This is a genomic window from Bremerella cremea, from assembly GCF_003335505.1.
Lineage (GTDB): Bacteria > Planctomycetota > Planctomycetia > Pirellulales > Pirellulaceae > Bremerella > Bremerella cremea_A.
The window spans coordinates 80113-86943 of the sequence record NZ_QPEX01000039.1 but is presented as its reverse complement, the minus strand read 5'-3'; the positions used below and the strand labels follow the sequence as shown (position 1 = coordinate 86943).

Below are 6831 nucleotides of genomic sequence, written 5' to 3'. Positions count from 1 at the left end.
TTACAAACTGTTTGTAAATCAGAGCAGCAGGCCCAGACATCGTTCCCCTCCATGCCAGCAAAAACAGCCGTCACCCATCGACGGCTTGACGAATCAGAGAACAGTGCAATCCTTGAACCAAAACGACGACAACGTGCGATTGCCCTGTGGCGACATCAAGCATACATTCAGTGACTTGAAAATCCGAGTGACCATCATTAGCTAAAATCCATTTCATGGAAGATAGTTTACCGTTACTGAACTCCAATTGAAATGGACCATGTTTCTCGATTATTATCTCATCGCATTCATATATGCCTTCGTAAGGCCCAATTACTGAATGAGCTTCAATTGACGACATGGACATATTGAGGGGCGAAATGTCTCCATTGGCTAGAAGTCTCCTAAGCGTGGGCATATTATTCACACCCCATTTTTCGAAGTGAGTCAATCAGGAATGCTAATTCCGCTGCTGTTCCATTTTCGGCTGCCTTTTGCTTTTATCCTCCAAGCTGTTCTAACGCTCGCACTGCAGCATTGTGCAAACGCTGCCTAAAACCAATGTCACTAAGTGCATCAGTCGCCACTTTTGAAGCATCGCGAAATGCCGACTGGTTGGTTGAACTGAATACTGGCTTGAACACTACAGAAGCGTCCTTTCCCGGCCTAACAGCCAATTCTATTCCTTTCACGTGAATATGTGCTCCCTTTGTCGCCCAATCGTCAGTTACCGCTGAAATCCTCGGCCATGACTGCTTCGCTTTTCCTGTGATTGGGGCTAGTCGAAATCGCGATGAGACATTCTCAGCAGCATTGTCAAGCGCCTTTCGCGTTTTAGTTCCGGATCGAGCCAAGTCACTAGTGGCTGCTGCGAATCCACCAAGCCCACCAGCACCAGCCTCAAGTGCACGAAAACCACGCTCTGTCCCTGATAGAGCTCTACCTGTTATAGCCTCTTTTCCTGAGGCTGCTTCAGTAGCACTAGTAAAGGCGTTGCCCCCTGGCATGTTGTCCATACATTCGCGCTGAAACGCTTTGGCTGTTTGGACGCCTTCACGATAATTTTCCCTGCTCAATTCATCAAGCGCCTTCCACCCGGCGTCTTGGCTTGCCAAATCTTCTCGAATTGACGCTAGACTACCACGTTTCGGCGGCGACTTCGGTGGTGGTGGATTGCGGTTAAACTTTTGATTCCTTATTGGATCCTTCTCTACGTACCACCATTCTGCTAATCCTATTCCCCACGCACCAAATCCAGGTTTTCATTCTTCCAGACCACTCGGGTCCGTAAACACAGTAACCTCATTCCCCACATACCGATAAAGATTCTCATCCCCCGCCTCGAACCCAATCGGATCCGGGCTCATCCATCTGCCTAGCTGGGCGTTGTACCAGCGGTTGGTGTTGTATTGCAGGCCGGTAGCTTCGTCGAAGTAGCGGGCGGTGAAGCCGAAGCCTGTCGTGTCAAGCGTGGCGTTCGTTTCGCTTAGCACGTTGCCGAAGGCATCGTAGGCGATGTGATTGACGACACTGGTCGTGTCGGTCAGGTCGTCGTACTCGGCCCAGTCGTGGACCGTGTTCAGGTGATCGGTCAGGGCCCAATAGACATCGCCTGAGGCGTTTTCGTCGGCCAGAAGCTGATCGACATTCGCCCGCCACAACAGACGATGATCGACTTCGCCGTTGTCGTCGATCTGAAGCATGATCTGGTCGCCGTCGTAGATAAACGTTCCAGACTGGTCGACGGTTCCATCCCCGTCGCTGTCGAGCTTACGCCCGATCAGCCGGTTGAACAGGTCGTACGTGTAAGCCACCTGCTGCTGTTTGACGTCCGAAGCATTGTAATCCGTCACGCTGACCAGGCGATTGCGATGGTCGTACTGGTAGACGACGCAACTGGTGCATCAAAGACATGGGGCAGAGAGCCCCCGTCCGTACTGCGAACGATCGCCCAACTGATCGTCGGCGATCGCCCCAATCGTAAAGAATTCCGCCAGATCAAGCGCCGCCCGAAACCGTACAAACTCCTGCAGGCAGCCCGAAAGTCGATCATAACCCGTGAGGGGATAATGAGTTAGAGCTTAAGCTCGTGCCATTCAGATCTGACGGCCTTTTCTTTCCCTCCTGAAATCAAGGCAATACACTCTTCAAATAGGCACGAATGGCTTCTCGTTCAGGCCCAACAGCACGTGAAGCGGCCAATGCACGGTTGCCACCCATGTCAACCAATAGTTTTACAAACTCCAGACGCTTGTTTATGACCGCTACTTCCATAGCTCTATCCAAATCACCCCATGCCGACTTCACATCCATAAGCTTTCTAAACAGCTCTAGATTATTTACACGGATCGATTGGCTTAATAGCGACAGGCCCTCAGACGGAACAAGCTCTCCCCCAGACTCGATGTATTCTCGAACGTAATCCCACGGCTGTTTAGCAATCACTTCTAGGAAGGGGCGAGCTTCTTCCGACTGCTGTACCAAGCTGTTCACAAAGGATAACCAACTATCTGCACATATACTTTCGGATTTATCTGGCGAGAACAGAATTAGCTTGGGTGTCTCTACGCCTAGTTCGATGCATATAAATTCTTGCCCTATCGTCATCGCAATTGGCAAGATCTGCGGAGATTCTCGAAACTCGTTTACATAATCAAATGTGTGCTTCAGGCTGCTACCATCTCGTCTTAGCCTTAGAAACAATGCCAAAGGATAGGCAAGGGCAGGCAATTTCGAGCGAACTTCAGGTCTGCAGGAACCACCGTTTTGCATGCGAAGAAAGTTCTTGTATTGAGTACAAATGGCCGCTCCCACATATTTTTCGAGGTCGATGAGAGCTTGCTCGTCAACCGGCTCCCCCCCAGCTTCCAATTTAATGTGTTTCATCTCTTCACTCAGCTAGATTTTACGACTTGTCGAATTACGGAATTGCGATAGCCCATGACTTCTGGCCATTAACGCTACTGATTTAGATCTCTCCGAAGGTTTGCAAGGCCTTTCATGAACACGGCTTCATACTCGGGCTCATTGCCGTTACGATTAATCTCACTTCTAGCAAGCCTCCCCTCCATGGAACGCAGCATTTTCTGTTTCTCTCGTATTCGTCATTCTTGCATTGAGGCGAATTTCTGTACTCTTCCTGTTTCCGCAATTCCTCCATGAACCAATCGGCGTGCTGCTGATCCATCGCACGTATTCCTTCATTTATCTCATCTTCTCCCTGGCTTAAGAATGCGATAGCCCACGACTTTCGCACAGTGGCGGGTAAGATTTCTACAGCGGGTGGCACTGGCTGCCAAGGAAACCTCTCGGTGTGCCACGGTGCCTCTGGCCTGTGTCTTGGGTTGCGGGGATATGGTTTGCCAGCAACAAGCAGCCAGGAGTTCGATTGTCTTCTGCTTCTCGGGATTCCGTGGACAACTTCTTCTACCAGGCGTAAGCTTCTAGGAATCGAAACCGTAGCCAGCCCCGGGCAAGATACCCGGGGCACCCGCAACCGAGAAAACTTCAAGACGGCCATCTTCTTCCACTGCGGCGGACTGAATTTGTCCCCATGAAAAAGCTGGATGGGCCAAGTATTTTCCATTCAAGTAACTTCTTCTTATCGACGGCAGGGAAGTTCACATGTTTGAGGCTAAGATGCAAAATTACTGCAAGTCAAGCAACACATCAAACATTGCAATAAGGCTGGTCATTCAACTAGCAATGGCAACCTTCTTCTGCACCGTTGGTACGGCTGGCGTTAGCTTGCCTTTCATTTTGTTTGACAGCAAGAGCTGGGAATTAAGTGGATTGACATTGACGCTTTACCTGTTGAGCGTGGTCGGTGTCTTGATATCGCTTTGTCTCTTGGGTATTGGATTTCTTCTAGCACTTGCGTCGTTTCGGACACTTACTCAGAGTGTAGCAATCGACGCCTCGGGGATTTCAGTGAGACGACTAATTGGAAGCAGCGCCTTCCATTGGAGTGAGCTCGAAGCGATTCAAGTCTACTCAATGCATCCAACCGCATCCAACTGGTTTGGGCTTGGAGCACTTTATGACACCACGTCTCTCTTTTTTTCAAATGGCCGCACGATATGCGTTGGGCCTGAAATTTCAAGGCGTTATAAGCTTGGACTGCTGGCCAATCGGATATTCTTGAAAACGCGAGTAGCGTGGGCCCTTGCCGAGATTAACAGCGGCCAAAACGTGAGCTTCGGATTAACCATGGCTTCGTCGTCGGGGCTTCACCGCGGAAATATGACTTTACGATGGGATGGAATTCGTTTTGTTTGCTTGCGTGGCCAAGGTTCGGAGCTGGAGGTCGCTGGGGAAAATGAGACATGGATGTTTCCCATTGAGAAGACCGGTAATGTCCTACTGTTAATTTGCATTATTGTTCTAAAAAGCAACGCTGCCTTAGGAGATTTACCAGAGGATGTCATAGCGATCATTGAAAAATACTGTCCGAATAGAAATATCGCAGAACGGACCATGATTTCCCCGCCTGATTGCCATTGCTAAAGCATCGCAGATCACCCAACATGGCGCAATCGGCGGGTGGCACTGGCTGCCAAGGAAACCTCTCGGTGTGCCACGGTGCCTCTGGCCCGTGTCTTGGGTAGCAGGGATATGGTTTGCCAGGAATCAAGAAGCCAGGAGTTCGATTGTTCTCTGCTTCTCGAGAATCCGTTGCCAACTTCTTCTACGAGGCGTGCGCTTCTAGGAATCGAAACCGCAGCCAGGCCCGGGCAAGATGCCCGGGGCACCCAGTGTAGACATCCATTATTTGGATGGCAACTAAACTTAATTGCGTAAATCGTTGCCTTCATCGTTTCGTTTCGATTAAGTTAAGCATATACCCCGTTTTGTCCCCTTTGTTGCTTACGGTACCTTCTGATGACGAACTTCCTGCGACTGCGATTTGTTTGGACTGTGGCTGCTGTTTTGTTGCTTGAAGTCGGCTGTTTTGCCTCGTTGGGGTTGGCCCAAGAGGGGGCGGGCAAGCCGAAGAAGGAACCGTTGCCGGTGATCCCGGACGAGCCTCGGGCGATTGATCCGGCGACGCTCGTGCCGGGGCCTTTGGCGGTGAAGAAGACCGCCGATTTGCAAGGGGCGACGCTCAGCGAGGTTTCGCAGTGGCTTGAAAAAGAGTGCCAGGTCGAGGTCTTGATCGATAAGGCTGCCGTCGCGCAGAAGGGTGTTCTGCCGACCGACCCCGTCGGAGAGAACTTGAAAGATACGCCGGTTTACCTGTTTCTCGATCGGCTGCGACGGCTCGATCTGTATTGGTATTACGCCAACAATATTGTCTATATCACATCCCAGGAAAAGTTTGACGAGCGGCTGGTCATGGTTCCCTATAACGTGGGTGACTTGCTCGACGCTGGCTACGAGATCGATTCGTTGGTCGAGACGATCAACACCACGGTTGCTCCGGACTCATGGATAGATGTGGGAGGGGATGGCGTAATGAATGTGATTGGCGACGTTCTGTTCGTTCGCCAAGATGAAGAGATTCAGCGCAAATTACAGGGGCTACTGCAAGCGCTGCGAGGCCCTGGTCGTCGCACGTTCACTTACGATCCGCCCGAGAATCAACAAATTCGTGAACGTTTGAAAAAGCCAATCACGGTTTCTTTTCGCGAAATCGCCTTGACCGATGCGGTTAGCCTGATTGCCAAAGAAGCGGAGATCGATATTCGCTTGAATCAGGCCATTCTGCGTCAGCTTGGGATTCGCGAGCGAACACCGGTTTCGTTGGAGCTTACCGATACGCCGGTCGATGTGGTGCTGAACGCGCTGCTGCAAGATTTGCAACTGACTTGGATTTTGCGGGACGGGGCGTTGTCGATCACGACGCCAGAAAAGGCGAAAGCTTACCTGGTGACGGCTGTGTTTGATGTACGCGATCTATGTAGCGATGCCAGTGAATCGGAAGCGTTGGTCGATGCCATCTCGTCGCAAGACGGCAACGAATGGGAAGCGTTAGGGGGCCCCGGCAGTTTGGCCATGGCCAAGTCAGGCACGCTGGTTATTCGGCATCGCGAGGCCATGCTGACCGATGTTTTGAACTTGCTGGAAGCTTATCGCACGGCCTTGAAGGGCTCGAAGCCGCGTGTCTCGCAAGATGAAGACCCCAACGAAGTGATCACCGTTTATTACCGCACGCAAGCCAATGTCGCCCAAGGGCTAAATGCTTTGCTGCCAGAGTTGGTTCGCCCGGAAAGCTGGAAATCGCCCAAGCATCCTGACGCCCCTGGCGTGATCTTTTCTACGGCTTCCGAAGACGAGATCATCTCCTCGCAAAGCGGCAGCGGCAAAGAGAGTTCGTCAACTCGTGTCCTGATTCCGCAAGCCGTGCTGATCATCACCCAAACCCGTGGTTGTCACGAAGAAATCGCCGAAGTCCTGAACCGCGTCGAACATGGCGACTCGCTGCATAGCGGTGGCATGGGGGCAATGGGAGGGGGCGGTGGTGGTTTCGGAGGGATGTTTTAACATTCTGCTGCCGGAACGCCCCCGCGCGGCTCCGATCTGAGTAACTTGCATCCGAAGCAGCCAAGCAACCGCCTGCGAAGCGAACCATGGCTCTCGAAGGGGGAACACCTTGTACGGTATGACCCCTTTCAGAGTTTCTATCCTTACAAGCACACCCACGATACTCGGGTATCCACACCTTGAGTAAGCAGCGTGTGATGTATCTTTCAATTGAGCATGCCCTGCTTTTCCATTGCCAGACGATGGAAGGGCGGGGGCATCGCGGCTATTCTCTGCGCGTGGCTGGCTAAGCGATCAGCAACCTGACCTATGGTTGATGTCTGCGCACATAACCTAGACTTGGTCAGGGGTGTTCTGCTTACGAACTGC

At 51.6% G+C, this 6831-nt stretch carries 5 protein-coding genes; 2 read left to right on the top strand and 3 right to left on the bottom strand.

The genetic code is table 11. The features are described from left to right. Positions 1-479 precede the first annotated feature (479 nt). The 3 genes from DTL42_RS19220 to DTL42_RS19205 form a co-directional block, all read right to left on the bottom strand. Entirely contained in the window at positions 480-1094 is a 615-nt protein-coding gene (locus DTL42_RS19220; protein ID WP_114371027.1) for a pre-toxin TG domain-containing protein, read from the bottom strand. 147 nt (positions 1095-1241) lie between these two features. After that, positions 1242-1832, bottom strand: coding sequence for an RHS repeat-associated core domain-containing protein (locus DTL42_RS19215; protein WP_114371025.1), 591 nt, complete (start codon positions 1830-1832; stop codon positions 1242-1244). Between the two features lie 277 nt (positions 1833-2109). Then, positions 2110-2865, bottom strand: coding sequence for an SMI1/KNR4 family protein (locus DTL42_RS19205; protein ID WP_114371021.1), 756 nt, complete (start codon positions 2863-2865; stop codon positions 2110-2112). Positions 2866-3603: 738 nt separating this feature from the next. Here DTL42_RS19205 and DTL42_RS19195 point away from each other — a divergent pair. Together DTL42_RS19195 and DTL42_RS19190 are read left to right on the top strand one after the other, a co-directional pair. Next, positions 3604-4485 carry a hypothetical protein gene (locus DTL42_RS19195; protein WP_114371016.1) on the top strand — a complete coding sequence of 294 codons (882 nt, stop codon included), beginning with the start codon at positions 3604-3606 and terminating at the stop codon, positions 4483-4485. A 375-nt stretch (positions 4486-4860) separates the two neighbouring features. Beyond that, on the top strand, positions 4861-6462 hold the full coding sequence (locus DTL42_RS19190) for a hypothetical protein (RefSeq protein WP_147274352.1): 1602 nt from the start codon (positions 4861-4863) through the stop codon (positions 6460-6462). The last annotated feature ends 369 nt before the right edge of the window (positions 6463-6831 follow it).